We start from the raw sequence: 24,243 nt of genomic DNA on the forward strand, positions 1-24,243 counted from the left end.
ATTTAATCCATATAAATCAACAACTTATAAATTATAGAGTCATAACGACAACATCTGCGATATAGTCATTTTGACCCACAGGAGTCTTTATGACCGCAAAATCCCTGCTCACCGCCTTGCTGCCGCTGGTCAGCGACCTGTCCCGCGAATTGCCCGAACGCGAGCGCTACCGGCGCCTGCTCCAAGCCATGCGCAGCCTGCTGCCGTGCGATGCCGCGGCGCTGTTGCGCCTGGACGGCGAATGGCTGGTGCCCCTGGCGGTGGACGGCTTGAGCACCGATACTCTCGGGCGGCGCTTCAAGGTCGATGAACATCCACGCTTTGCCGCCATCCTCAGCCGCGAAGAGCCCACCCGCTTCGCCAGCGACAGCGACTTGCCCGACCCTTATGACGGCCTGGTCGAAGGCCTGCATCATCAGCTTGAGGTCCACGACTGCATGGGCTGCCCGCTGTTTGTCGACGAACAGCCCTGGGGCCTGATCACCCTCGATGCGCTCGACCCGGAGCAGTTCCAGCAGGTCGAGCTCGATGCCCTGCAGGCCTTTGCCAGCCTGGCCGCAGCTACGGTCAATGTTGCCGAGCGCATCGAACAACTGGCCTTGCGCGCCGAAGACGAACACCAGCGCGCCGAGGTGTATCGCCAGGCCAGCGGCCAGCAGCACAAGGAGCTGATCGGCCAGAGCAAGGCGCACAAACGCCTGCTGGAAGAAATCCGCCTGGTCGGCAGCAGCGACCTGACGGTGTTGATCACCGGCGAAACCGGGGTCGGCAAGGAGCTGGTGGCCCAGGCCATTCACCAGGCCTCGAGCCGCGCCGAGCGGCCGATGATCAGCCTCAACTGTGCGGCGCTGCCCGACACTCTGGTCGAGAGCGAGCTGTTCGGCCATGTGCGTGGCGCCTTTACCGGCGCGGTCGGCGAGCGCCGTGGCAAGTTCGAGCTGGCCAATGGCGGCACGTTGTTTCTCGATGAAGTCGGCGAGTTGTCGCTGAGCGTGCAGGCCAAGCTGTTGCGTGTGCTGCAGAGCGGCCAGTTGCAACGCCTGGGCTCGGACCAGGAGCACCGCGTCGATGTGCGCCTGATCGCCGCCACCAACCGCGACCTGGCCGAAGAAGTGCGCGCCGGGCGTTACCGCGCCGACTTCTACCACCGCCTGAGCGTGTATCCGCTGCTGGTACCGTCGCTGCGTGAGCGCGGGCGCGATGTGCTGCTGCTCAGCGGCTACTTTCTGGAACAGAACCGCTCGCGCATGGGCCTCGGTAGCCTGCGCCTGAGCGCCGAAGCCCAGGCCGCGTTGCTTGCTTACAGCTGGCCGGGCAACGTGCGCGAGCTGGAACACCTGATCGGCCGCTCGGCGCTCAAGGCCCTGGGGCAACATGCACAGCGGCCGAAAATCCTCACCCTGGAGGCCGCCGACCTGGACCTGCGCCCGCTCGAGGCGCTGCCGACACAAGCCGAAACACAGCCGCTGGTCGAAGCGCCGCTGCCCGTTGGCGACCTGCGCCAGGCCCTGGATGACTACCAGCGCCAGCTGATCCAGGCCTGCCTGGAGCGCCACCAGCACAACTGGGCCAGCACCGCCCGCGAGCTGGGCCTGGACCGGGCCAATCTCAGTCGCCTGGCGCGGCGCTTGGGTCTACGCTGATTTCACCGAGTGATTAAAGCCACGGGCTGCCGGGTCGATAACCTGGCATCTCCCCCTATTACTCTGCCCTGAAGGTGCCTATGGCGTCGCAAAATGCCCGCGCGGACTCGCTGTCGCTGCTGCTGTTTACCCTGCGCAGCGGCAAGCTGATGGCGATCAACCTGCTCAAGGTCAGTGAAATCATCCCCTGCCCGCCGCTGACCAAGCTGCCGGAGTCGCATCCCCACGTCAAAGGCGTGGCCACCCTGCGCGGCAACTCGCTGTCGGTCATCGACCTGTCCCGGGCCATCGGCGAACGGCCGCTGGCAGACCCGGACGGCGGCTGCCTGATCGTCACCGACATCAGCCGCTCCAAACAGGGCCTGCACGTGCAGGCGGTGAGCAAGATCGTCCATTGCCTGAGCACCGACATCAAGCCGCCGCCCTACGGCTCGGGGAGCAAGTCGTTCATCACCGGCGTGACCCGGGTCGACAACACCCTGGTGCAGGTACTGGATATCGAGAAGGTCATCCACGGCATCGCCCCGCCGCCCCACGAGGTGGCCAGCTCCGAGCTCAATGCAGAAGATGCTGCGGTACTGGTCGCCACCAACATTCTGGTGGTCGATGACAGCCAGGTGGCCCTGCAGCAGTCGGTGCACACCCTGCGCAACCTCGGCATCGAGTGCCACACCGCGCGCAGCGCCAAGGATGCAATCAACACCCTGCTGGAACTGCAAGGCACCGAGCGCGAGATCAACGTAGTGGTATCGGACATCGAGATGTCAGAGATGGACGGCTACGCCTTCACCCGCACCCTGCGCGAAACCCCTGACTTCCAGCACCTCTATGTGTTGCTGCACACCTCGCTGGACAGCGCCATGAACAGCGATAAAGCCAAGGATGCCGGGGCCAACGCGGTGCTGACCAAGTTCTCCTCGCCGGAGCTGACCGACTGCCTGATCGTCGCCGCGCGCACCGTGGCCTTCGAAGAACGCTGACACATACCCGCGAAGCGCTGCGCTTGAATGTGCCTGAGGCTCAGGCACAATTGTGCGCACACCTTTGCGAGTACCCGCCATGAAAGCCCTCCTCTTCACCCTGCTCGGCTGCGCTGTGTTCAGTGCCGGCGCCCAGGCTTCCAGCAGCCAGGCCTGGAGCGAGCATGAACAGCAGGTCCTGAAAAGCTGCATCGCCGCCAGCCAGCTCAAACAGGTCAAGGCCCTGGGCAAGGCCGCCGAGTTCGACGACCGCGTCGGTTACAGCGCCTTGCTGCTCGAAGGCCGCTACCCGCAAAAACACATGAACAACCGCAAAGGCACCGAGCTGTGCCTGTTCGATAAAAAACGCAAGGCGGCTTACGTCACCGATTGGGCACCCGGCCAACCGTGAACAGCGCACCTGCCTCCGATATCCGTTTCGACTGCACCGGCTGTGGCAAATGCTGCACCGGACATCATGTGCCCCTGACCTTGAGCGAAGCTCGCCAATGGGCTGGCTCTGGCGGCCAGGTCATCGTCCTGGTCGAAGCCTTCCTCGCCAACGGCCTGGGCCTGCCGGCCGAGCAGCGCGAGCACGCCATGCGCCGCTCCTGGCCGGTGCCCTGCGGCAGCAGCGAAGCCTGGGTGACCATCACCTTCGCTGCCTTCAACCCCGGCCGCTGCCGCAACCTGGATGACGACAACCGCTGCGGCATCTACGAGATCCGCCCGCTGGTGTGCCGCATCTACCCGATGGAAATCAACCCGCACATCCCGCTGCGCCCCGAAGCCAAGGACTGCCCGGGCGAAGCCTGGCAAAGCGGCCCGGCGCTGATCCACGGCAATCAATTGGTCGATAAGCGCCTGGCGGAGCTGATCGAGCGTTCGCGCCAGGCCGATCGCGATGATATCCGTGCCAAGGTTGCCATCTGCCAGGCGCTGGGCATCGATGTCAGCGCGCTCAAGGGCAATGGCTTTACCGCATACCTGCCCGACACTGCCGCGCTTGCCCAGGCCCTGCAACAACCGGCGCTGGAGCAGCCGCTGGCGCCGTGGACGCTGCATGTGGTCGATCCGCAACTGAGCGCCGAGCTTGAAGCCTGCGGCGCGCAGGTGTGCAGCGAACCGGGCTTGTACTACAGCTTCATCGGCTTCTGAATCACCCTACTGGCAGCGCCGCCAGAACTCATCGGCCAGCCGGCGCAGGTCTTGCGCCAGCCCGGCCACGTCGGTGGCGCTCAGGTGGCTCTGCTGGCCGACCTGCACCGTGGCTTCGCTGGCCTGGCGAATGCTGATGATGTTGCGGTTGATGCTCTCGCTGACCTGGCTTTGCTGCTCCACTGCAGCGGCAATCTGCAGGCTCATTTCACTGATCTGGTTGACCCGCAGGCTGATGCCGTCCAGGGCGCTGGCGGCGCGCTGCGCCTGTTCGACACTGTGCCCGGCATGTTCGCTGCTCTGCTGCATGACCTGCACCGCTTCGCGCGCACCATTTTGCAGGGCGCTGATCATCCGCTGGATCTCGTGGGTCGACTGCGCGGTGCGCTGGGCCAGGCCGCGTACTTCGTCGGCAACCACGGCAAAACCACGGCCCTGGTCACCGGCTCGCGCTGCTTCGATGGCGGCGTTGAGGGCCAGCAGGTTGGTCTGCTCGGCGATGCCGCGAATCACCTCGAGCACCCCGGTGATCTCGCTGCTGTGGCTTTCCAGATTGTGGATAACTTCGGTGGCCGAATTCAGCGAGTTCGCCAGGTTCTGGATGGCGCTGCGGTTGAGATCGACCAGTTGATGGCCGGCCTGGGTTTCCCCTTCGGCCTGGTCGGCAGCCTGCGAGGCTTGCTGGGCGCTGCTGGCAACCTGGGCAACGCTGGCGGCCATCTGGTTGATCGCGGTGGCCACCTGGTCGGCTTCGCTTTGTTGCTCCAGGCTGTTGCTGTGGCTGCTTTGCAGCGACTGGGCAAGGCTGCCGGTATGCCCGGCCAGGCGCCGCGAGGTATCGCCAATACGCCCGACCACCGCGCCCAACTGGCCCTTGAGCATGCGCAGGGCGAAGTCGATCTGGCCGATGCCGTCGCGCCGGCCGGTGTACAGCTGCTGGCTCAAGGGGTTGTCGGCAATCGCCTGGGCCTGCACGCGCAGGCGCTCCAGCGGGCGCAGGGCAATGAAGATCATCAACGCCGCCAGGCCGCTGGCCACAATCAGCTCCAGCGCACCTTGCCATGGCAGCACCGGCAGCAGCAGGCGACTGATGGCAAACACCGCCGCCAACGCCAGGGTCACCCCGCCCCACAACTGCCAGCCCAACCCCAGCACCGGCAGACGCTGCCACCAGCGGTTGCGGCCACTGCGCAGGTGGGCGTAACAACGCTCAGCGGCCTCGACCTGCTCGGCACTGGGCTTGGTCCGCACCGACTGGTACTCCATGGCCTGACCGTTGCTGGAGATGGGCGTAACAAAGGCGCTGACCCAGTAATGGTCGCCGTTCTTGCAACGGTTTTTCACCAGGCCCATCCATGAGCGGCCGCTCTTCAGCGTTTGCCACATCTGCGCAAAGGCCTGGGGCGGCATGTCCGGGTGGCGGACGATATGGTGGGGGTTGCCGATCAACTCTTCGCGGGTAAAGCCACTGATCTTGATGAAATCGTCATTGGCGTAGGTGATCTGGCTGGTCAGGTCAGTGGTGGAAAGGATATTGGCGTCACCGGGATAATCCACATTGCGACCGGTCACAGGCAAATTGCTCTTCATCGGAGGCACTCGTTTTTGTCGGGGAGAATCGGCAGGGCGTACGACTCTAGTGGCAAATTTTTGCGCAATCTTGATCCAGCTCAGGATATTGGCACTTGGCCATTACCGAGCTGAAATACACAGAATCTGCTGTGTTGGCAGGTCGGGCCTCATCGCGGGTCAAGCCCGCTCCCACAAAGGAGCGGTGTACGCCAAACCTGTCAGCGCTGTCAGTTAGCGGTCACTCTGCTGACCTGATTGAGCGGCTATAACGCTACATACCGATCCCTGCGCCCGCGGTGCCCTGCAAGCATGCCAATCAAGCCTCGTTCCGTCGTTATCTGCGCCCTGCTCATCGCCCTGGCAGGCATCGCCCTGTGGCTGGGCAATCGCCCAACCCAGGAAAAATCCGCCAGCACCAGCGCCATCCCGGTGCGCGTGGTCAGCGTCAAGCAGCAGGACGTGCCGCGCTTTGTCAGCGGCATCGGTTCGGTGCTGTCGCTGCACAGCGTGGTGATTCGCCCGCAGGTCGAAGGGCTGCTGACGCAGTTGCTGGTCAAAGAAGGCCAGGCGGTCAAGCAAGGCGACCTGCTGGCCACCATCGATGACCGTTCGATCCGCGCCACCCTCGAACAGGCCAAGGCCCAACTGGGCCAGAGCCAGGCGCAGTTGCAGGTGGCCGAAGTCGACCTCAAGCGCTATAGGCTGCTGAGCACCGACAACAGCGTCTCAAAACAGACCCTCGACCAGCAGCAGGCACTGTTCAACCAGCTCAAGGCCACGGTACTCGGCAACCAGGCCGCGATTGCCGCCGCTCAGGTACAACTTTCATACACACAGATTCGCTCGCCGGTGACCGGCCGGGTCGGTATTCGCAATGTCGATGAAGGCAACTTCCTGCGCGTGGCCGACACCCAGGGGCTGTTCAGCGTGACCCAGATCGACCCGATCGGTGTCGAATTCTCGCTGCCGCAGCAACAGCTGCCAACCCTGCAGGGCCTGCTCACCGCGCCAACCCCGGCGGTGGTGCAAGCCTACCTGGAAGGCGACGGCGACAGCGGCGGCACGCTGCTGGGCGAGGGCAGGCTTAGCCTGATCGACAACCAGGTGGCGGCCAACACCGGCACCATCCGGGTCAAGGCCGAGTTCGCCAACCCGGATGCGCGGCTGTGGCCCGGGCAACTGGTGACCCTCAAGCTGCAGACCGCGCTGGATCAAAAAGCCCTGGTGGTGCCACCGCAAGTGGTGCAGCGCGGCATCGACGGCCATTACGTGTACCGCCTCAATGGCGACAAGGTCGACAGCGTGCCGGTCAAAGTGCTGTACCAGGACAGTGTGCTGAACATCATTGCCGGGGTCGCAGCTGGCGACCGGTTGGTGTCCGACGGCCAGTCGCGGCTCAAGCCCGGCGCCCATGTCGAAATCGCCCCTGAGGCGCCGCCGCCAGAAGACGTGACCAGCGCCAAGGTGCAGCCATGAACCCGCGCGGCTCGATCAGCGCCTGGTGCATCGACCGCCCGATCGCCACCCTGCTGCTGACCTTCGCCCTGGTGCTGCTCGGGGTCATCGCCTTTCCGCGCCTGCCGGTGGCGCCATTGCCCGAAGCCGATTTCCCGACCATCCAGGTTACCGCGCAACTGCCCGGCGCCAGCCCGGAAACCATGGCCTCGTCGGTGGCCACGCCGCTGGAGGTGCAGTTCAGCGCCATCCCCGGCATGACCCAGATGACCTCCAGCAGCGCCCTGGGCTCGACCAACCTGATCTTGCAGTTCACCCTCGACAAGAGCATCGACACCGCCGCCCAGGAAGTCCAGGCGGCAATCAACACCGCCACCGCGCGCCTGCCCCAGGACATGCCCAGCCCGCCGACCTGGCGCAAGGTCAACCCGGCCGACAGCCCGGTGCTGATTCTTACCGTAAGCTCGGCGCAGATGCCGGCCAACGAGCTCAGTGATTACGCCGAAACCCTGCTGGCCCGCCAGTTGAGCCAGATCGACGGGGTCGGCCTGATCAACATCACCGGGCAGTTGCGCCCGGCCATCCGCGTACAGGCCCAGCCCGAAAAACTCGCCGCCCTGGGCCTGACCCTGGCCGACCTGCGCCAGGCCATCCAGCAGACCAGCCTGAACCTGGCCAAAGGCGCGCTGTACGGGCAGAACAGCGTGTCGACCATCGCCACCAACGACCAGTTGTTCCACCCCGAGGAATACGCCCAGCTGATCGTCTCGTACCGCGACGGCGCGCCGGTGCACCTGCAGGATGTCGCCAAGGTCATCAATGGCGCCGAAAACGCTTACGTCAAAGCCTGGTCCGGCGAGCAGCAGGGCCTGAACCTGGTGGTGTTCCGCCAGCCCGGGGCGAATATCGTCGATACCGTCGACGGCATTATGGCGGCCTTGCCGGGGCTTGAGCAGATGCTGCCGGCATCCGTGCAGGTGTCGGTGCTCAACGACCGCACCCAGACCATCCGCGCCTCACTGCACGAGGTGGAGATCACCCTGATGATCGCCGTGCTGCTGGTGATCGGGGTAATGGCGCTGTTCCTGCGCCAATGGTCGGCGACCCTGATCGTGTCGAGCGTGCTCGGTGTGTCGCTGGTGGCCAGCTTCGCCCTGATGTACCTGTTCGGTTTCAGCCTGAACAACCTGACCCTGGTGGCCATCGTCATCTCCGTGGGCTTTGTGGTCGATGACGCGATCGTGGTAGTGGAGAACATCCACCGTCACCTGGAAGCCGGTGACGGCATGCGCGAGGCGGCGATCAAGGGCTCGGGCGAAATCGGCTTTACCGTGGTGTCGATCAGTTTTTCGCTGATTGCCGCGTTCATTCCGCTGCTGTTCATGGGCGGTGTAGTCGGGCGGCTGTTCAAGGAATTCGCCCTCACCGCCACCTCGACCATCCTGATTTCCGTGGTAGTGTCGCTGACCCTGGCGCCGACCCTTTGCGCCCTGTTCATGCGCCGCCCGCAGCACAACGCGCAGGACACCCCGAGCCGCCTGCTCGGCTGGTACGAGCGCGGGCTGGTCAAGGCCCTGGCCCACCAGCGGCTGATGCTGGGCCTGTTCGGCCTGACCTTCGCCCTGGCGGTGGTCGGTTACATTGCCATCCCCAAAGGCTTCTTCCCGGTGCAGGACACCGGCTTCGTGCTCGGCACCAGCGAGGCGGCGGCCGATGTCTCCTACCCGGACATGCTCGAAAAACATAAGGCGCTGGCCAGGATCGTCGAGGCCGACCCGGCCGTGCGAGCCTTCTCCCATGCTGTCGGAGTGACCGGCAGCAACCAGACCATCGCCAACGGCCGCTTCTGGATCGCCCTCAAGGACCGCGGCGATCGCGACGTCTCGGCCAGCGAATTCATCGACCGCCTGCGGCCGAAGCTGGCCAAGGTGCCAGGCGTGGTCCTGTACCTGCGCGCCGGCCAGGACATCAACCTCAGCTCCGGACCGAGCCGCAGCCAGTACCAGTACGTGCTCAAGAGCAACGACGGCCCGGCCCTGAACCTCTGGACCCAGCGCCTGACCGAGCGGCTGAAGGCCAACCCGGCCTTTCGCGACCTGTCCAACGACCTGCAACTGGGCGCCAGCGTTACCCGCATCGACATCGACCGCAAGGCCGCGGCGCGTTTCGGCCTGACCACCACCGACGTCGACCAGGCGCTCTACGATGCCTTCGGCCAGCGGCAGATCAGCGAGTTCCAGACCGAGACCAACCAGTACAAGGTGATCCTCGAACTCGACGCCCGCCAGCGCGGCAAGGCCGAGAGCCTCAACTACTTCTACCTGCGCTCGCCCTTGAGCGGCGAGATGGTGCCGTTGTCGGTGCTGGCCAAGGTCGCGGCGCCGAGCACCGGGCCGTTGTCGATTGCCCATGACGGCCTGTTCCCGGCTGCCAACTTGTCGTTCAACCTGGCCCCCGGCGTCGCCTTGGGCGACGCGGTGCAGATTCTTGAACGCACCCAGCGCGAATTGGGCATGCCCGATTCGATCATCGGCACCTTCCAGGGTGCGGCCCAGGCCTTCCAGAGTTCGCTGTCGAGCCAGCCGTGGCTGATCCTCGCGGCGCTGGTGGCGGTGTACATCATCCTCGGCGTGCTCTACGAGAGCTTCGTCCATCCGCTGACCATCATCTCCACCCTGCCCTCGGCCGGGCTCGGCGCCCTGGCGCTGTTGTGGCTGTCGGGCGAGGATTTTTCGATCATGGGCTTGATCGGCATCGTGCTGCTGATTGGCATCGTCAAGAAGAACGGCATCCTGCTCATCGATTTTGCCCTCGACGCCCAGCGCCACCAGGGCCTGAGCGCCGAAGAGGCGATCCACAAGGCCTGCCTGTCACGTTTTCGGCCGATCATGATGACCACCCTCGCCGCCCTGCTTGGCGCCGTGCCGCTGATGTTCGGCATGGGCGCCGGCGCCGAGCTGCGCCAGCCACTGGGCATTGCTGTGGTCGGCGGGCTGCTGGTCAGCCAGGCGCTGACACTGTTCACCACACCGGTCATATACTTGGCCCTGGAACGCCTGTTCCACCGGCGCCAGACGGCCGTGACCATGGCGCAAACCGATGCCAGTTGAGAGCCGACCATGCGTGTGCTGATTATCGAAGACGAACAAAAGACCGCCGACTACCTGCACCGCGGCCTCAGCGAGCAAGGCTTTACCGTGGACCTGGCGCGCGACGGTATCGATGGCCTGCACATGGCCCTGGAAGGCGACTATGCGGTGATCGTCCTCGATGTGATGCTCCCGGGCCTGGACGGCTACGGTGTGCTGCGCGCCCTGCGTGCGCGCAAGCAGACGCCGGTGATCATGCTCACCGCCCGCGAGCGGGTCGAAGACCGCATCCACGGCCTGCGCGAAGGCGCCGACGACTACCTCGGCAAGCCGTTCTCGTTCCTCGAACTGGTCGCCCGCCTGCAAGCCCTGACCCGCCGTGGCGGCGGCCATGAGCCGGTGCAGATCCAGGTCGCCGACCTCTGGGTCGACCTGATCAGCCGCAAGGCCAGCCGCGCCGGGCAGCGCCTGGAGCTGACCGCCAAGGAGTTCTCGCTGCTCAGCGTGCTGGCCCGCCGGCATGGCGAAATTCTGTCGAAAACGGCGATTGCCGAGCTGGTCTGGGATATCAATTTCGACAGCGACGCCAACGTCGTCGAGGTAGCGATCAAGCGCCTGCGCGCCAAGCTCGACGGGCCTTTCGAAACCAAACTGCTGCACACCATCCGAGGCATGGGCTATGTTCTGGAAAACCGTGCCGACTAACTCCATCGCCCTGCGCCTGAGCGCGCTGTTCACCCTGGTGGCACTAGGTGTGTTCCTGGTGATCGGTACCGCGCTGTACAAGCAGGTCGACCGCAGCCTCGACCTGCTGCCCACCGCCGAGCTTGAAGCGCGCTTCAGCGTGCTGGAGTCGTCGCTGACCCGCTACGACACCCGCGAGCACTGGCAGAAGATCACCAACAAGCTCAATTTGCTCAGCGAAGAAGACCGGCGCATCCGCTTCTGGGTGGTCAGCGACGGTAGCCCGTTCGAATACGGCCAGCCGGATGCCAGCCTCCGCACCTTTGCCCAGGGCCGGCTGGGCATGCGCGACCTGCACCTGGCCGCCAGCCCCTACCCTTACAAGGTACTGGTCAGCGAACTGCCGGCCATGGGCAAGCGCCCGACCCTGCGCTTTTTGATCGGCATCGACACCGAGACTTTCTGGCACACCCAGCACACCTTGCTGGTGGCGATCATCAGCCTGTCGGTGCTGGGCGTGGTGCTGGCCTCGTTGCTCGGTTACTGGGTGGCGCGCTATGGATTGCGGCCGTTGCTGGCACTCTCGGCCGAAGCTCAAAAGCTGGCGCCGCCGCGCCTGAGCGGGCGCCTGCAACTGGCCGACTTGCCCCCGGAGCTGGCGCAGTTCGCCAGCGCCTTCAACTCGACCCTGGAGCGCGTCGACCAGGCCTACAGCCGCCTGGAAGCCTTCAACGCCGACGTCGCCCATGAACTGCGCTCGCCGCTGACCAACCTGATCGGCCAGACTCAGGTCGCCCTGACCCGTGGGCGCAGCGCCGAGCACTACTTCGAGGTGCTGCAATCGAACCTTGAAGAACTCGAGCGCCTGCGCAGCATCATCAACGACATGCTCTTCCTCGCCAGCGCCGACCAGGGCAGCAAAGCCACGGCGCTGACCAGCACCTCGCTGGCCGAAGAAGTGGCGACCACTCTCGACTACCTGGACTACATCCTCGAGGACGCGCGCATCAGCGTGCAGGTCAGCGGCGATGCCCAGGCGCGCATCGAAAAGGCCCAGTTGCGCCGGGCGCTGATCAACCTGCTGAACAACGCGGTGCAGCACACCTTGCCCGAGCAGGTGATCCAGGTGCGCATCGAGGAACAGGACGGCCAGGTGAGCATCGCCGTGAGCAACCCGGGGCCGGCGATTGGCGAGGAACACCTGGCGATGCTGTTCGAGCGCTTCTACCGGGTGGATGCGGCGCGCAGCAACAGCGGCGCCGGCAACCACGGGCTGGGGCTCGCGATCGTCAAGGCGATTGCGTTGATGCATGGCGGCAGCGTGTTCGTGCGCAGCCAGGCGGGGGCCAATACCTTCGGGATCCTGTTGCCGGCCTGAGGGCCTCATCGCGGGTCAAGTCGAGGCGTCGCACCGCCGCTCCTATAGGTGTGGGAGCGGGCTTGACCCGCGATGACTATTACCTTTGACGCAACAGTGCTTATCCTAAAAGTAACTGTTTCTATCACCCATTTCCGACTAATTTAGTCAAACCTAATCCACACTTGCCAAGCAAGAAGGTTGTTGCAAATGTCCAACAGTATGGGTGTTGCCAGCGTATTCGTCCTGTCGTCCCTGTTGCTGTCGCCACTGGCCATGGCTGAAGAATCCCCGGCCTTTGTTGCCCGTAATGCCGAGCGCGCCGCCGTCGTTCAGGAGGCCATCGCCGCACACAAGGCCGAGCAGGCCAAAGGCCTGGAACAGACCGCTTCCAAGGCTCAAGCGAGTGACGCTTCCGATAGCTGATAGCGCCACGCTCCACTCCTTCGACTCCCTCGATGGCCGTACAGGTGACTTGAGCGCCTGTGCGGTTGTCTTTCAAAGCCGCTGCCGATCAGCGGCTTTTTTTCGTGTGTCGAAAAATGCCAGCGCGCTGGCTCGTTTGTTCATAACAAGACCGTCTTTCACACAATAAAAACTGCCGTACATTCACCCCAAGGAGTCCACACCGGTGAACACTGCTTTACGCTTCACCCCACTGTTCGTTGCATTGGCTGCAACGATGCCCTGCAGCGCCCAGGCCGACGAGGAAAAGGCCGAAGGCTTCATCGAAGGGTCGAGCCTCAATGTGCACGCTCGCAACTACTACCTGAACCGCAACCAGCTGCTGCCAGGCGTGCGTGACAACCGCGAATGGGGCCAGGGTTTTCTCGGCAAGTTCGAATCGGGCTACACCCCGGGCACGGTGGGTTTCGGCCTCGATGCCCACGCCATGCTCGGGCTGAAACTCGACGGCGGTGGCGGTACCTCCGGCTCGAGTATTTTGCCGATCAACACCAAGGGCGATGGCGAACCGGGCAAGGCCCACGATTCGTTCTCCACTGCCGGCGCTGCGCTGAAGATGAAAGCCTTCGACACCGAGCTCAAGGCCGGCGACCTGTTCCTCACCAACCCGGTGATCGCCGGCGGCGAGTCGCGCATGCTGCCGCAGACCTTCCGTGGCGTCAGCGTCACCAACAACAGCTTTGACGGGGTGATGCTCGAAGCCGGCCAGGCCAGCTTCACCAAGCCCTACAACCAGAGCGGCCACCGGCGCATCGACACCTTCTACGGCAAGTTGCAGGACGAGCGCGACAGCCGCCACCTGAACTGGGCGGGCGTGGCCTGGAGCGGCGTACCGAACCTGACCTCGAGCCTGTATGCCGCCGAGCTCAAGGACATCTGGAACCAGTACTACTTCGATCTGGACTACACCTGGCAGCTCAACGAGCTGGTCAGCCTCAACCCCGGCCTGCACTTCTACCACACCCAGGACACCGGCCAGGCGCTGCTCGGGCACATCGACAACAACACCTACAGCCTGCATTTCACCGTCAACGTCGGCTACAACAGCCTCACCGCGGTGTACCAGCGGGTCAACGGCAACACCCCGTTCGACTACATCAACCAGGGCGACAGCGTCTTTCTCGACAACTCGCAGATTTACTCGGACTTCAACGGCCCCAACGAGCGCTCGTGGAAGCTCAAGTACGCCTACGACTTCGCCGGTGCCGGCATCCCCGGCCTGACCTCGATTGTGTCCTACTCGCGCGGTGAGCTGGACATGAGCAAGGTCGACCCCAACAGCGTCGGCTACGGCCACTGGTACAACGCCGACGGCGAGAATGCCCAGCACTGGGAACGTGACGTCGACCTGCAGTACGTGTTCCAGCAAGGCCAGCTCAAGGACCTCTCGGTACTGCTGCGCTGGGCCTCGCACCGTGGCACTCAGGGCTACTCGCACATCGACAACGATGTCGACGAGTACCGGGTGATCGTTGACTACCCGCTGAACATTTTCTGATCGAAGCTGTAGGCGCGAGCTTGACTCGCGATGCGATGGGTCTGACCCATTGCAATCGCGGGGCAAGTCGGGTCGCCGCACCGCCGCTCCCACATTCGTCAGAATGTCACCATTAAATCCTTGTCCGACAATCCGCGCGCCCCTAGAATACGGCCGCCGCGCAGTAATACCGCACTTTCCAGACGGTCTTCGGCATCAGTGACCATGACGTTGCCCACCCGATCCCAGCGATCCGCCCTGTACAAGTCTCATCCGGAGCTGATCCTCAACCTGGGCAGTTGCCTCGCGGTGCTCGCCATCGTCGCCATCGTCACCTTCCTGTTGATGCGCGAACGCAGCAGCGTCGAACAGGCTGCCGCACGCTCGGCCAGCAACATAGTGCAACTGATCGAAAGCGACATCGTGCGTAATGTCGAACTCTATGACCTTTCCCTGCAAGGCCTGATCTGGGCCGTGCAGCGCCCGGAACTGCTCGCCGTGCCGGTCGAGCTGCGCCAGCAGATTCTCTTCAACCAGGCCGTTACCGCACCGGTACGTGGCGATATCCTCTGGCTCGATGCCAAGGGCGACGTGGTTGCAGACTCCACCAACGCCATCCCGCGCCAGGCCAATTTCGCCGACAGCAAGGACTTCCAGCAGCATCGCGACAACCCCGACCTGGGCCTGGTCATCGGCCAGCCGTTCAAGGCGCGGCTGGGCGACCTGGACTGGTGCATCAGCTTCAGCCGGCGCATCTCCGGGCCCCACGGCGAGTTTCTCGGCGTGGCTGCCGGGGCCTTGCGCCTGTCGTACTTCAGCACGCTGTTCCAGCGCCTGGACATCGGCACCGACAGCAGCATCAACCTGATGAACACCGACGGCGCCCTGCTGGTACGCCAGCCGGGCAGCCCGGATGAACCAAAAATCGGCCAGAACTACAGTGACCGGCCGAACTTCCAGCGCATGCGCGCCGATGTCAGCGGCACCTTTGCCGGGGTTTCCACCCGCACCGGTAAAGAACGGCTGTTTACCTTCGCCCGGGTTGGCGACTTGCCGCTGATCGTCATCGTCGCCCACTCCGCCGACGAAGTCTTCGAGTCGTGGCGGCGCACCGCCGTGCTGGTCAGCGTCGCCACCGGCGTGCTGTGCATCGGCATTCTCTGGCTGACCCTGCTATTGGGCCGCGAATTGCGCCGCCGGCAGAGCGCCGAACAAGGCCTGGCGGCGCTGGCCGCCACCGACAGCCTGACCGGCCTTGCCAACCGCCGGCGCCTCGACCAGGTGCTGCGCCAGGAATGGGCGCGAAGCCTGCGCAATGCCCGGCCGCTGGCGGTGCTGATGGTCGATGTCGATCACTTCAAGGCCTTCAACGATCGCCATGGCCACCCGGGTGGCGATGCCGCCTTGCGCCAGGTGGCCGCAGCGATTGCCAGCAGCATTCGCCGCCCGGCCGACCTGGCCGCACGCTATGGGGGTGAGGAATTTCTGGTGGTGTTGCCGGAAACTGAACTGCCGGGGGCACTGCTGCTGGCCGAACGCATTCGCGCAGCCGTCGAGGCGTTGCCGCCGTTTGGCGCTGACACAGCGCCGGTGACCGTCAGTATCGGCATCGGTTGCCACACGCCAGGCGCCCAGCAAGATCTTGCGACCTTGCTGGGCGATGCCGACGAGGCGCTTTACCGTGCCAAGGGCAACGGCCGCAACCGGGTCGAGGCTGCGCGTTAAGAGCTGGCGCGAGCCTGGTTGCGCAGGGCCTTGACCTGGTCATGGTTACGCTGCACACCGTGGTACTGGCGTTCAACCAGGGCGTACACCTCGCTGCTTGGCAGGGTGTTGAGGCGAGCCAGTTTTTCCAGGGCGTCCTTGTAGGCTTTCAGGGCGTGGTCCTCGCCGCGCTCGACTTCGTTGAGCACCGCTTCTTCATCCTTGCCGGTGAGCATCGACTTCAGGTTGACCCAACCACGGTGCAGGTCACCGCTGACGCTGGTGGAGGTTTCCGGGTCGCCGCCCAGGCTGCGCACTTGCTGTTGCAGTTCGGCGGCGGCGCTACCGCACTCACCGGCACGCTGGATGAAGTAGCTTTTGAGCTGCGGATTTTTCACATCCTCGGCAGAGGTTTTGAAACCCTTTTCGCCATCCTTGCTGAACTCGATCAGTTCGTTGAGAACCGAGACCACTTCTTTGTTGGGGGTAGTCATGACGTTGCTCCTTTGCATGAGGGAAGTGCAATAGATCGGAGCAGGGTTCGTGCCAGCCGGCGAACATAAAAAATATCGTTAACTTTCAATAACTTGAAATTAAATGAACTTATCACTTGCACGCGTTCTGCATGAACTGTCCTTTGGCCTTCATGCAGATTGCATGTATGTTGGCCCACCTCTTCAAAGAACAGCCTTGCCATGAACCCGGAAGCCCTCGTCCTGCTGGTCACCCGCGAAATGCCCTACGGCAAATACCAGGGCCGGCTGATCGCCGACCTGCCTGGTCACTACCTCAACTGGTTCGCCCGCCAGGGCTTTCCCAAGGGCGAGCTGGGTAGCCTGCTGGCGCTGATGCACGAGGTCGATCACAACGGCCTGAGCGACCTGCTGGTCCCCCTGCGCAAGAAGTACCCGCGCCCGCGCAACTGATCAGGCCTTGGCCGGCTGCACTGTCAGTTCCACCCCTTCACCACGCTTGAGCACGGCATACACCACTGCCGTCAGCAGGCTGCCGGCGACGATCGCCAGCAAGTACAACACGGCATGGTTGATCGCATTGGGGATCAGCATGACGAACAGGCCGCCATGGGGCGCCATCAGCTTGCAGCCGAAGTACATCGACAAGGCGCCGGTCAGCGCACCGCCGACGACGCTGGCCGGGATCACCCGCAGCGGGTCTTTGGCGGCAAACGGAATCGCCCCCTCGGAAATAAAGCACAGGCCCAGCACCAGCGCCGCCTTGCCGGCTTCGCGCTCGCTCTGGGCGAACTTGCGCCGGGCGATGAAGCTGGCGATGCCCAGGCCAATCGGCGGCACCATGCCGGCGGCCATGGTCGCGGCCATCGGTGCATAACTCTGTGACGCCAGCAGCCCGACCGAGAATGCATAGGCCGCCTTGTTGATCGGCCCGCCGAGGTCGACGCACATCATCCCGCCGAGCAGCACGCCGAGCAGAATCGCGTTGGTGGTGCCCATGCTGTCGAGAAAATGGGTCAGGCCTTCGAGCATGCCGGCCACCGGCTTGCCGACCACGTAAATCATCACCAGGCCGGTGAACAGGCTGGCCAGCAGCGGGATGATCAGGATCGGCTTGAGCGCCTCAAGGCTGCTGGGCAGGCGCGCCCAGCGGCTGATGGCCTTGGCGCTGTAACCGGCGAGAAAGCCTGCGACGATCCCGCCGATAAACCCCGCGCCCAAGGTACTGGCGAGCAAGCCGCCAATCATCCCCGGCGCCAGCCCCGGACGGTCGGCTATCGAATAAGCGATGTAACCGGCCAGCAGCGGCACCATCAGTTTGAACGCCGCGTCACCGCCGATTTGCATCAATGCTGCAGGCAGGGTGCCGGGCTCTTTGTAAGCCTCGATACCGAACACAAACGACAGCGCGATCAGCAAACCGCCGGCCACCACCATCGGCAGCATGAACGACACGCCGGTGAGCAGGTGCTTGTACACCCCGGTTTTTTCGCTGCGCGCAGGCGCTGCGTTTGCACCTTGCGCGGCAGCTTCTTCGCGGGCTTCGGCCAGGGCTTTTTTCAGTGTCGCCTGGGCCTGCTTGAGGGCAACGCCGGTGCCGCAGCGGTAGATGCGCTTGCCGGCAAAGCGCGCGGTGGGCACCTCGATATCAGCGGCCAGCAGCACCACGTCGGCGTCGGCAATGGCCGCTGCCGACAAGGGGTTACGCGCCCCCACCGAGCCCTGGGTCTCGACGCTGAGCTGGTAGCCCAGCTGCTGCGCCGCCTGCTGCAAGGCCTCGGCGGCCATGAAGGTATGGGCGACGCCAGTCGGGCAGGCAGTGACCGCGACAATCTTCGCGCTGCGCTCTACCGGCGCTGCAACCGGCTCGGCTTCGGGCTGATAAACCACAGCCTTTTCGGCCGCTTCACGGAGAAAGTTTTCGACATCCGCCAGGGCTTGCGCCGGGGTGCTCTGGTACAGGCGCTTGCCGGCGAAACGGCGCAGCTCCAGCGGGCCGGTGTTGACCACCAGCACCCAGTCGGCGGCAGCGATCGCCGCCGCCGATAACTGCCGCTCGGGTTGCTGCGGGTCGTGCACTTCAACGCTGGTGCTCCAGCCCTGGCGCAGCGCGGCCGCTTCCAGCAGGCGCGCACTGAGCACACTGGAGACCTGGCCATTGGGGCAGGCGGTGACGATGGCAATGTTCATCTGCAAGCCTCTTGTTGTTCTTCTGTCAGCTGCACCTGGCTTTCCAGTTGCGCCAGTTGCGCCCGGTCGTTGATGCCGAAACCGATCTGGGTCACCGCCTGGGCGGCAATCGCCGTGGCCCGGCGCAGGGTTTGCGCCGGCGTGTCGGCGCTCAGCAGGCCATGGACCATGCCTGCCAGCAGCGAATCGCCGGCGCCGACGGTACTGGCTACCGTGACCTTGGGCGGCACGGCGCTGAGGACGCTGCCCTGGCGGAACCAGTTGACGCCCTGCTCGCCCTGGGACACCACCACATGTTCGACACCCTGGCCGATCAACCGGGTTGCAGCTTGTTGCTGCTGGGCAACATCATGCACCGCAGTGCCAAGCACTTCGCTCAGCTCATCGGTGTTCGGCTTGACCAGCCACGGCCCGCAGGCAAGCCCGGCCCGCAAGGCTTCACCGCTAGTGTCCAGAGCCACTTTCAGGCCCATGGCCTTGAGCCGGGCCAGGAGCATCTGCAACCACTGCGGGCTGATGCCCTGCGGCAGGCTGCCGGCGACCACCACCGCAGCGTGACCGGGGGCGATCTGCTCCAGGTGGGTCAGCAGTTCCAGACGCGCCTGCTCATCGACCTGCGGGCCGGGGCCGTTGATATCGGTGACCTGGCCGCAGGCTTCGACCAGCTTGATGTTGCAGCGGGTCTCGCCGGCTACCCGCACGAAGCAATCGGCAAAGCCGCGGCGGCCGATCAGGGCCTCGAACGGCGCCAGGTTGTCGCGACCGAGAAAGCCGCCCACCGTCACGCTATGGCCAAGGTCGGCCAGCACCTGGGCAACGTTCAGGCCCTTGCCGGCGGCATGGCTGTGCTGCGCCTGGCTGCGGTTGACCTGGCCGGCCTGCAGGCTGTCGAGGCGGACGGTAAGGTCCAGCGCCGGGTTCAGGGTCAGGGTCAGTATCTTGGCCATCAACGGGTCTCCAGCAGTGCCCGCACTGCGCCGGCACTGCCCTGCAGCAAGGCTTGGCGCGCAAGCTTTTGGGCATGTTCAAAGTTCAGTTCACGTACTTCGGCTTTCACCTCGGCGATGCTGCGCGCAGCAACGCTCAGCTCATCGACGCCAAGGCCGAGCAGCAGCGCCACCGCCTGCGGATCGGCCGCCAGCTCGCCGCACACGCCGACCCATTTGCCATGGGCATGGGCGGCGCGCACGGTGATGTCGATCAGTTGCAGCACCGCCGGGTGCAGGCCGTCGGCTTGCGCCGAAAGGCTCGGGTGGCCGCGGTCGATGGCCAGGGTGTACTGGGTCAGGTCGTTGGTGCCGACGCTGAAAAAGTCCACTTCCTGGGCCAGCACCGGCGCCAGCAAGGCGGCCGATGGCACCTCGATCATGATCCCCAGTTGCAGGTCGCTGACGCTGATTTCCTCGCGCAGGCGCTCGACCATGGCCCGCGCCTGGCGCCACTCTTCGAGCTGGCCGACCATCGGGAACATGATCCGCAACGGCCGGTCGCCAGCAGCGCGCAGCAAGGCGCGCAGCTGGCTTTCCATCACCTGCGGGCGTTGCAGGGTCAGGCGAATGCCGCGCACGCCGAGGAAGGGATTTTCTTCCTTGGCGATCGGCCAGTAAGGCAAGGGTTTGTCGCCGCCGACATCGAGGGTGCGTACCACCAGCGGCCGGCCAGCAAGGCCATCGAGCACGCGGCGGTACTCGGCCTCTTGCTCGGCTTCATCGGGGGCTTGCGGGTGGGCCATGAAGATCAGTTCGGTGCGCAGCAGGCCAACGCCTTCGGCGCCCTGATCAACCACCGCTTCGATCCCGGCGCTTTCGCCGATATTGGCGAACACCTCGATGGCATGGCCGTCGCGGGTGATTGCAGGCTCCAGGCGCCGGGCCTTGGCGGCCTGCAGGCGTTGCTCGCGGCGGTCGCGTTCAGCCAGGGCCCGTTCGAGTTGGTCAGCGGCGGGGGCGACGGTCAGGCGCCCGCGCTGGCCGTCGAGCAGCAGCGGCGTGCCCGGGGCAATCAGCAGCACGGCGTCGCCCGCCCCCACCACAGCGGGGATGCCCAGGGCACGAGCGACGATGGCGCTGTGGGCGGTGGCGCCGCCCCGAGCGGTCAGAATCCCGGCTACCCGTTGTGGGTCGAGGCGCGCCACATCGGAGGGGCCGACCTCCTCCATCACCAACACATAGGGTTGCTCCGGCGCCGGCACGTCGGCTTCGCCACACAGTTGGGCCAATACCCGCCGGCCGATATCGCGCAGGTCGGCGGCACGTTCGGCAAGCAGCGCGTCGTGCAAGGACTCCTGCTGGCGCGCGGCGGCATCGATCACCGCCATCCACGCAGCGGCGGCGCTTTCGCCCTGGCGCAGGCGCTGGTCGACTTCGTCGCTGAGGTCCGGGTCGGCGAGCATCTCCTGGTGGGTGACGAAAATCTCGCGGATGGCCTTGGCCGGGCTGCGCTGGGTCAGCGCTTCGATTTCGTGGTTCACATTGGCCAACGCTTGCTGCAGGCGTTGCCGCTCGATGGGCAGCGACTCACCGCGCAACGGGTAGTCGAACTCGCGCAATACCTGGATATGCGCCGGGCCGCTGGCAATGCCCGGCGCGGCGGCAACGCCGTGGATCAGCGCGCCCGCTGCCGGTGGCACAAGCTCAGGCTCGGCCAGCACGTCGATGACCGCCTCGACCACCGGCGCAAGCGCCTCCACCTCCTCGCCCAGGCCCGCTTCAATCGCGGCCAGCAACGCCGGCAAGGCATCGTTGGCAATGCTCGGCTCGGCGATGATTTCCAGCATCTGCCCACGCCGGGCGCCGAGACTCAGCAGCTTGCTCAGGCTCTTGGCCGACACCGCCGGCTGGCCGCTGTCGACCAGGCGCAGGCGAATCTCGCCATCAAAGTTTTTCGCCAGTTGCGCCAGCTCCTTGGCCGGCCGCGCATGCAGGCCGTGGGCGTTGGCCAGGCCGATACGCGCGCTGGGCCAGTCGGCAGGCAGCTCGCCACCCAGCACTTCCAGCACGGTGCGGCTGTTGGTGGCGCGGCACAGCTCCTGGCCGCGGCCTTCGATCAACAGCGTGCACAGGCGCTCAAGCAAGGCCTGATGCGCAGCGCCAAGGCTGGCCAGGCAGAACAGGCCCTGCACCGGCTGGCCATTGTGGCGCAGCGGTTGCTGCGGGGTGACGAAGGCCAGGCCCGGCTGGCGCACCGCCTGCTCGCTGTGCAGCCACCACAGGCCCTCGCCCAGCGGCAGCGGGTCGAGCTGCTGCAACACCCCGGCAAAGCCGCCGCCGACACACTGCGCGCGGGTCAGCAGGCGTGCGGCGCGCCATACCAGCTCGTCAAAATCTTCGGCGGGCACGCCCAGGCCGATCATCTGCGCATCCAGCGCCAACTCCTGCGGCGCGCCTTGCAGCAACTTCAGCAATGCCTCGGCAGAGCTGGCACGGCGCAGGGCTTCGGCCAGATCGGTCTCGCCCAGGGCGCGGGTCAGCAGTTGCAACAGGCGCAGGTGCTCATCGGAGCGGGCGGCGATGCCAATGGCCAGGTAGACGATCTGGCCATCGCCCCAGTCCACGCCTTCGGGAAACTGCAGCAGGCGCACGCCGGTGGCATGCACCAGCTCGCGGGTTGCGGGGGTGCCGTGGGGGATGGCAATACCTTGGCCGAGGAAGGTCGAGCCTTGCGCTTCACGGGCTTGCAGGCCGGCCAGATAGCCTTCGGCAACCAGGCCGTCGCTGACCAGGCGCTCGGCCAACAGGTGCAGCGCCGCCGACTTATCCACAGCCGACTGGCCCATGGATATCTGCTCCACGGTGAGCTCGAGCATGACCTTCTCCTTTGCAGCACCAGGGCGGTGCTGAGGTATTGTTGTGAATTGTTCAGCTAAGGGCCAGTTGCAATGGCCCTGTCCAGGCGAAAGGATCGGCAGTAAATCGCCTGCTGAAACGTTTAATCTAGATTCACGAGCACGTTACTCGATAATGTGGGATGAATGAAGCCCTGCTTGTCGTATTGCTATAGGAGCGGGCTTGCCCTGCGATCGAATGCGAAGCGGTCGTAATGATGTGTGGGCTGTACTTGCCTCATCGCGGGGCAAGCCCGCTCCTACAGGTACTGCGCTCCAACTGTGAACAACATTGCCCATGTTGTAGGACAATTGCGACAATGGTCGTCTGCGCCATCCTTCCAGGATCGGCGACAATACCCGGTCAGGCTTTGCAGCCAGTCTCGGTAATAACAAGGAAAATGCGGTGAAACTCAGCGATATCGCGCGTCTGGCCGGTGTGTCCGTCACCACCGCCAGCTACGTCATCAATGGCAAGGCCGAACAGCAACGCATCAGCAAAAGCACTGTCGAGCGGGTGCAGGCGGTGGTCGAAGCCCACGGCTTTACCCCTAACCCCCAGGCTGCAGGTTTGCGCAGCCGGCACACGCGTACCCTCGGCTTCATCCTCCCCGACCTGGAAAACCCCAGCTACGCGCGCATCGCCAAGCAACTGGAACAACGCGCCCGGGCCCAGGGTTACCAACTGCTGATCGCCAGCAGCGACGACCAGCCCGACAGCGAGCGCCAGCTGCAGCAGCTGTTTCGCGCCCGCCGTTGCGACGCCCTGTTCGTCGCCAGCTGCCTGCCGCCAGAAGACGACAGCTACCGCGAACTGCAAGCCAAGGGCATGCCGATCATCGCCATCGACCGCAGCCTCGACCCCGTGCACTTCTGCTCGATCGTCAGCGACGACCGCAACGCCAGCCAGCAACTGACCCGCAGCCTGTTGGCCACCCAGCCTGCGCACATCGCCCTGATCGGCGCGCGCCCGGAGCTGAGCGTCAGCCAGGCCCGCGCCGGCGGCTTCGACCAGGCCCTGGAAGGCTTCGGCGGTAACGTCAGCCGCCTGCAAGGCGAAGCCTTCAGCCGCGAGTGCGGCCAGCGCCTGATGAACCAGTTGCTCGAAGACCTCGGCCGCTTGCCCGACGCCTTGGTGACCACCTCCTACGTGCTGCTGCAAGGCGTGTTCGACGTACTGCAAGCACGCCCGGCCGACTCGCGCCGCCTGCAACTGGGCACCTTCGGTGACAACCAACTGCTCGACTTCCTGCCGCTGCCGGTCAACGCCATGGCCCAGCAACACGGCCTGATTGCCGAAACCGCGCTCAAGCTGGCCCTCGCCGCCGTTGAACAGAAGCAATACCAACCGGGCGTGCACGCCATCGGTCGAACCTTCAAACAGCGAATCTTCCCGGCCTGAATATGCGCCTGATCGACACCCACACCCACCTGGACTTTCCAGACTTCGACCCCGACCGCCCGGCCTTAATGGCCAACGCCCGGGCCAGTGGGGTCGAGCGCATGGTGGTGCTGGGGGTGTATCAAAGCAACTGGCAGCGGATCTGGGACCTGGTGCGCAGCGACGCGCAGCTTTATGCCGCGTTCGGCCTGCACCCGGTCTACCTCGACCAGCACCGCCCCGAGCACCTTGTCGAATTGGGCGATTGGCTGACCCGCCTGCGGGGCGAGCGCCAGCTGTGTGCCGTCGGTGAGTTCGGCCTGGATTACTACCTGCCCGAACTCGACCGCGAACGCCAGCAGGCGCTGTTCGAAGCACAACTGCAACTGGCCGCAGACTGCAACCTGCCCGCCCTGCTGCACGTGCGCCGCAGCCACGCCGTGGTGATCGCCACGCTCAAACGCTACAAACTCAAGCGCGGCGGCATCATCCACGCCTTTGCCGGCAGCGTCGAAGAAGCCCGCGAGTACCACAAGCTCGGCTTCAAACTCGGCCTCGGCGGCGCCGCGACCTGGCCGCAGGCGCTGCGCTTGCACAAGGTGCTGCCACAGTTACCGCTCGACAGCGTGGTGCTGGAAACCGACGCGCCAGACATGGCCCCGGTGATGTTCCCCGGCGTGCGCAACAGCCCGGAGCACCTGCCGCAGATTGCCCAGGCGCTGGCCGCGATCATGGGGATTGAGGTTGAGCGGTTGGCTGAGGTGAGTACGGGTAATGCTTGTGAGTTGTTTGGCTGGGCGTAAATCTTTCAGG

19 protein-coding genes and 1 pseudogene are annotated in these 24,243 nt (G+C 64.8%); 14 read left to right on the forward strand and 6 right to left on the reverse strand.

From position 1 onward, the window contains the following. The first annotated feature begins 89 nt into the window (after positions 1-89). From norR to LOY22_RS22420, 4 genes are all read left to right on the forward strand, one after another. Positions 90-1,643: a nitric oxide reductase transcriptional regulator NorR gene (gene norR / locus LOY22_RS22405; protein WP_213603281.1), complete on the forward strand. Its 1,554-nt coding sequence runs from the start codon at positions 90-92 to the stop codon at positions 1,641-1,643. Between the two features lie 80 nt (positions 1,644-1,723). After that, on the forward strand, positions 1,724-2,623 hold the full coding sequence (locus LOY22_RS22410) for a chemotaxis protein (protein ID WP_258594866.1): 900 nt from the start codon (positions 1,724-1,726) through the stop codon (positions 2,621-2,623). Between the two features lie 79 nt (positions 2,624-2,702). Continuing rightward, positions 2,703-3,014, forward strand: a complete 312-nt coding sequence (locus tag LOY22_RS22415; protein ID WP_258594868.1) for a hypothetical protein — start codon at positions 2,703-2,705, stop codon at positions 3,012-3,014. Then, a complete protein-coding gene (locus LOY22_RS22420; protein ID WP_408980931.1) occupies positions 2,993-3,760 on the forward strand; it encodes a YkgJ family cysteine cluster protein in 768 nt (255 codons plus the stop codon). Before LOY22_RS22415 ends, LOY22_RS22420 begins: the two co-directional genes overlap by 22 nt. Before the next feature lie 6 nt (positions 3,761-3,766). Here LOY22_RS22420 and LOY22_RS22425 read toward each other — a convergent pair whose 3' ends face one another. Then, on the reverse strand, positions 3,767-4,852 hold the full coding sequence (locus LOY22_RS22425) for a methyl-accepting chemotaxis protein (protein ID WP_371128667.1): 1,086 nt from the start codon (positions 4,850-4,852) through the stop codon (positions 3,767-3,769). Positions 4,853-5,068: 216 nt separating this feature from the next. After that, a pseudogene (locus LOY22_RS27165) lies at positions 5,069-5,350 on the reverse strand (PAS domain-containing protein); the annotation flags it as partial. A gap of 291 nt (positions 5,351-5,641) precedes the next feature. Between LOY22_RS27165 and LOY22_RS22430 the strand changes: the two are divergent. The 7 genes from LOY22_RS22430 (at position 5,642) to LOY22_RS22460 (ending at position 15,584) form a co-directional block, all read left to right on the forward strand. Beyond that, entirely contained in the window at positions 5,642-6,808 is a 1,167-nt protein-coding gene (locus LOY22_RS22430; protein WP_258594873.1) for an efflux RND transporter periplasmic adaptor subunit, read from the forward strand. Continuing rightward, a complete protein-coding gene (locus LOY22_RS22435) occupies positions 6,805-9,897 on the forward strand; it encodes a multidrug efflux RND transporter permease subunit (protein ID WP_258594874.1) in 3,093 nt (1,030 codons plus the stop codon). The genes LOY22_RS22430 and LOY22_RS22435 overlap by 4 nt, the downstream gene beginning before the upstream one ends. A gap of 9 nt (positions 9,898-9,906) precedes the next feature. Beyond that, positions 9,907-10,581 (forward strand): heavy metal response regulator transcription factor, encoded by a 675-nt coding sequence (locus tag LOY22_RS22440; protein ID WP_045197149.1) that lies wholly within the window; start codon positions 9,907-9,909, stop codon positions 10,579-10,581. Then, positions 10,556-11,938: a heavy metal sensor histidine kinase gene (locus LOY22_RS22445; protein ID WP_258594877.1), complete on the forward strand. Its 1,383-nt coding sequence runs from the start codon at positions 10,556-10,558 to the stop codon at positions 11,936-11,938. The genes LOY22_RS22440 and LOY22_RS22445 overlap by 26 nt, the downstream gene beginning before the upstream one ends. Positions 11,939-12,127: 189 nt before the next feature. Then, positions 12,128-12,343, forward strand: coding sequence for a hypothetical protein (locus tag LOY22_RS22450; protein ID WP_093379544.1), 216 nt, complete (start codon positions 12,128-12,130; stop codon positions 12,341-12,343). 205 nt (positions 12,344-12,548) lie between these two features. After that, positions 12,549-13,880: an OprD family porin gene (locus tag LOY22_RS22455; RefSeq protein ID WP_156160193.1), complete on the forward strand. Its 1,332-nt coding sequence runs from the start codon at positions 12,549-12,551 to the stop codon at positions 13,878-13,880. A 210-nt stretch (positions 13,881-14,090) separates the two neighbouring features. Next, a complete protein-coding gene (locus tag LOY22_RS22460) occupies positions 14,091-15,584 on the forward strand; it encodes a diguanylate cyclase (protein WP_258597838.1) in 1,494 nt (497 codons plus the stop codon). On the opposite strand, the gene LOY22_RS22465 is transcribed toward LOY22_RS22460, so the two are convergent. Beyond that, positions 15,581-16,057, reverse strand: coding sequence for a PA2169 family four-helix-bundle protein (locus LOY22_RS22465; RefSeq protein ID WP_045197145.1), 477 nt, complete (start codon positions 16,055-16,057; stop codon positions 15,581-15,583). The two genes, LOY22_RS22460 and LOY22_RS22465, sit on opposite strands and share 4 nt — an antisense overlap. Before the next feature lie 201 nt (positions 16,058-16,258). Between LOY22_RS22465 and LOY22_RS22470 the strand changes: the two genes are divergently transcribed. Further along, on the forward strand, positions 16,259-16,489 hold the full coding sequence (locus tag LOY22_RS22470) for a DUF3820 family protein (protein ID WP_093379533.1): 231 nt from the start codon (positions 16,259-16,261) through the stop codon (positions 16,487-16,489). Here the strand turns inward: LOY22_RS22470 and LOY22_RS22475 are convergent, their stop codons facing one another. From LOY22_RS22475 to ptsP, 3 genes are read right to left on the reverse strand one after another with little or no spacing between them, the layout of a single operon-like run. Next, positions 16,490-18,226, reverse strand: a complete 1,737-nt coding sequence (locus LOY22_RS22475; RefSeq protein ID WP_213603270.1) for a PTS fructose-like transporter subunit IIB — start codon at positions 18,224-18,226, stop codon at positions 16,490-16,492. Further along, on the reverse strand, positions 18,223-19,173 hold the full coding sequence (gene pfkB, locus LOY22_RS22480; RefSeq protein ID WP_258594882.1) for a 1-phosphofructokinase: 951 nt from the start codon (positions 19,171-19,173) through the stop codon (positions 18,223-18,225). Before pfkB ends, LOY22_RS22475 begins: the two co-directional genes overlap by 4 nt. Beyond that, on the reverse strand, positions 19,173-22,031 hold the full coding sequence (gene ptsP / locus LOY22_RS22485) for a phosphoenolpyruvate--protein phosphotransferase (RefSeq protein WP_258594884.1): 2,859 nt from the start codon (positions 22,029-22,031) through the stop codon (positions 19,173-19,175). The genes pfkB and ptsP overlap by 1 nt, the downstream gene beginning before the upstream one ends. Before the next feature lie 424 nt (positions 22,032-22,455). On the opposite strand from ptsP, the gene cra reads away from it, so the two are divergent. Further along, positions 22,456-23,451: a catabolite repressor/activator gene (gene cra, locus LOY22_RS22490; RefSeq protein WP_258594886.1), complete on the forward strand. Its 996-nt coding sequence runs from the start codon at positions 22,456-22,458 to the stop codon at positions 23,449-23,451. Positions 23,452-23,453: 2 nt separating this feature from the next. After that, a complete protein-coding gene (locus LOY22_RS22495) occupies positions 23,454-24,233 on the forward strand; it encodes a TatD family hydrolase (protein ID WP_258594888.1) in 780 nt (259 codons plus the stop codon). Positions 24,234-24,243: the final 10 nt, after the last annotated feature.

The sequence above is a fragment of the Pseudomonas sp. B21-035 genome (assembly GCF_024748945.1).
In the GTDB taxonomy this organism is placed as follows: domain Bacteria; phylum Pseudomonadota; class Gammaproteobacteria; order Pseudomonadales; family Pseudomonadaceae; genus Aquipseudomonas.

Bases quoted from the DNA above. Each gene is read 5' to 3' on its own strand.
- norR (WP_213603281.1), top strand. From the start codon at position 90: ATGACCGCAAAATCCCTGCTCACCGCCTTGCTGCCGCTGGTCAGCGAC.
- LOY22_RS22410 (WP_258594866.1), top strand. From the start codon at position 1,724: ATGGCGTCGCAAAATGCCCGCGCGGACTCGCTGTCGCTGCTGCTGTTT.
- LOY22_RS22415 (WP_258594868.1), top strand. From the start codon at position 2,703: ATGAAAGCCCTCCTCTTCACCCTGCTCGGCTGCGCTGTGTTCAGTGCC.
- LOY22_RS22430 (WP_258594873.1), top strand. From the start codon at position 5,642: ATGCCAATCAAGCCTCGTTCCGTCGTTATCTGCGCCCTGCTCATCGCC.
- LOY22_RS22435 (WP_258594874.1), top strand. From the start codon at position 6,805: ATGAACCCGCGCGGCTCGATCAGCGCCTGGTGCATCGACCGCCCGATC.
- LOY22_RS22440 (WP_045197149.1), top strand. From the start codon at position 9,907: ATGCGTGTGCTGATTATCGAAGACGAACAAAAGACCGCCGACTACCTG.
- LOY22_RS22445 (WP_258594877.1), top strand. From the start codon at position 10,556: ATGTTCTGGAAAACCGTGCCGACTAACTCCATCGCCCTGCGCCTGAGC.
- LOY22_RS22450 (WP_093379544.1), top strand. From the start codon at position 12,128: ATGTCCAACAGTATGGGTGTTGCCAGCGTATTCGTCCTGTCGTCCCTG.
- LOY22_RS22465 (WP_045197145.1), bottom strand. From the start codon at position 16,057: ATGACTACCCCCAACAAAGAAGTGGTCTCGGTTCTCAACGAACTGATC.
- LOY22_RS22470 (WP_093379533.1), top strand. From the start codon at position 16,259: ATGAACCCGGAAGCCCTCGTCCTGCTGGTCACCCGCGAAATGCCCTAC.
- LOY22_RS22475 (WP_213603270.1), bottom strand. From the start codon at position 18,226: ATGAACATTGCCATCGTCACCGCCTGCCCCAATGGCCAGGTCTCCAGT.
- pfkB (WP_258594882.1), bottom strand. From the start codon at position 19,173: ATGGCCAAGATACTGACCCTGACCCTGAACCCGGCGCTGGACCTTACC.
- ptsP (WP_258594884.1), bottom strand. From the start codon at position 22,031: ATGCTCGAGCTCACCGTGGAGCAGATATCCATGGGCCAGTCGGCTGTG.
- LOY22_RS22495 (WP_258594888.1), top strand. From the start codon at position 23,454: ATGCGCCTGATCGACACCCACACCCACCTGGACTTTCCAGACTTCGAC.